Source organism: Lacticaseibacillus sp. 30, assembly GCF_053819265.1.
On the sequence record NZ_JBSOQX010000054.1, the window covers coordinates 1 to 2,166 of the forward strand.

Annotated in this window: 2 protein-coding genes and 1 pseudogene; all 3 read right to left on the minus strand. The window is 43.4% G+C overall.

Annotated elements, in window-relative coordinates; genetic code table 11:
- Positions 1–374: pseudogene (locus ACWPAB_RS15140) on the minus strand (hypothetical protein); the annotation flags it as partial.
- A 513-nt stretch (positions 375–887) separates the two neighbouring features.
- Entirely contained in the window at positions 888–1,331 is a 444-nt protein-coding gene (locus ACWPAB_RS15145) for an ArpU family phage packaging/lysis transcriptional regulator (RefSeq protein ID WP_010493154.1), read from the minus strand.
- A gap of 514 nt (positions 1,332–1,845) precedes the next feature.
- Positions 1,846–2,166, minus strand: a 321-nt coding sequence (locus ACWPAB_RS15150; RefSeq protein ID WP_016368724.1) for a hypothetical protein, incomplete at its 5' end; no start/stop codon positions are given.

Genomic DNA, 2,166 nt, shown 5'->3' on the forward strand with positions numbered 1-2,166 from the left:
CCTGCGTCAGTTTGTCCAAATGCCAAAGCCATGATTTTGTTACCATTAACTCCGCAAATAACAACAATTTGATTTACGCAATTTCCATCTATGTCTTTTGCCTCCTTTAACGTTTCCTTAACAAACTGTTGGATCACATTTACGTAAAGTTGCCAGTTTAACTGAGCTCCGTTGCTTTGAACATGTAATCGCTTTATGAAGTCCTTTATTATGTCAGCAACTTGAGCGTTTCCTGTAGTTGCAATCAAAATGTTTGATTCGGCTAACATAAATTTTTTATAGTTTTCCCCAACCGTTTTTGCTCCTTGAGACATTCTTCCATCTGCCACAATTGAGCAAAAGTCTTTAGTCAAAAATCCAGAAATAAAGCTCATTTCTAATCACCTCAAAAAAATAGTACCCCAGCGTGAACTGGAATACTACATTGAGGTGATATCTGTGCTTCATATGTCTGCTGCTCGCTCTCCCAGTGTCAGATGGGGTCATCGCAAGCTGTGTCCGGTCGCTAAACTGGACAATGAGGCCGGTGGGATTTGGTCCCACAACATCTCGTTTCTTCGGCCTCGTTCTATGCCAAGCCGCTAGACATAGACGACAAATGCCATATCACACATTTGGGTATCCTAGCATTAGTCTTTTAACGCACCTCCTGATATTTTAAGCGGCACTTCTTTATCAGGTCGGGTTGCCAAAGTTCAGATTTTACGCCTTAGTTTGGCAATGTGGCATGCGGGAATCGAACCCGCCTGACTATCTCAGCCAGTCCATTTGCCACGCCTTGCCACAGCTTTATCATCACTGAGGCTCGGAGGAAAAACGCGGTGTCTCAGGTTTCTCACCTTTGGCACAATAACATAATAAGGCAGAAAAGCGTGTTTTTTGTTGCATCATTGTTGCACGGATGTTGCATCTAGTTTCACTAGCGGACATATTTCAGCAAAAGCATAGAGAGCTTCTTGTGTTTGTCGCCAAAGGGTCGTTCGGTCAACATGCAAGTGAGCGGCTAACTGAAGGCTGGATTTACGTGTCGTCTTTGGAGTCAGATAGCTCTCAACTAAAATGATCCGGTAGTCTTCATTCTCTATAGATTCAATAGCGCCTTCACAGCACGCTATATAGTACAGCTCGTCAGCGTGCGATACGAGCTTGTCCTCGGCTTTATTTCCATAGCTAGGTGACTTAGGCATGCCGTCCATCACGGGACTTCTGAGCGCTATTTTGGTGCGTTGAGCGAGCCGCTTGTGATGCCAGTAGTTCCCCAAGACCTCTTTGGCGTTTTCAATTGTTTTATCATGATCAATTGGGCTAAAATATCTCGTTGCTCGCACCACTGCGTCCACTCCTTATGGTATGATTTGGTTGGGTTTGTAGGATAAGCGTGCCTTCGTGGTGCGCTTTTGTTTTTTGTGATATACCTGCTGTTCAAATAATTCGATTTGTTAGACTGAGTCGTCCTGTTAATCCAGGGCGACTTTTGCTATACTACCTTTGGAGATGCTTTCTTATGCGTGTTAACCTTATAAGTTGGGGGAACAATCTGATTCAAGCACCTCCCGCGCGTTGCTTATGTGACGCGCTTTTTGGTATACTGCATACGGAGGCCAACTCCTTTTAAATGATTCCATTTGCTATCAATCACGTGTACGTTTGGCCTCCAGAGCGCGTCAACACCCGGCGCGCTTTTTTGATGCTTTTAAATGTACTTTCAACATGTGCGTTTGCTATACTGTCATTGGAGGCCAACTCCTAATCTTTGATTTCATTTACTCTCAATCGTACGTCTGGCCTCCAGCGCGTCCCTCATCAGGCGCGCTTTTTATTTACATTGAATCAGGATTATTCCTGCTAATATTTAAGTTCGTTTGGATCGTCAATGTTGATTGGCAAGGTTAATACAATCCCGCCAGAAACTTCTGCAGCAGCTTCAGCGTCATGCCTTAGCACAAATAGTTTAGATGAATCAATTTCGCTTGATGTATTAAATTCCTTGCTACATTTGCTGAAGTAAGATACATATTGCTTTTTGCCAATTCTGACGATGAAGACCGTGCTGCCAATTTGAACCGTCTTGCTGCGCCTATTGCTAACAAAATGATCAAAAAGCAGCCAAAAGAAGTATGCACATATGACTACAGTAATAACCGCGCAAATAAGTAGCTTTATTAA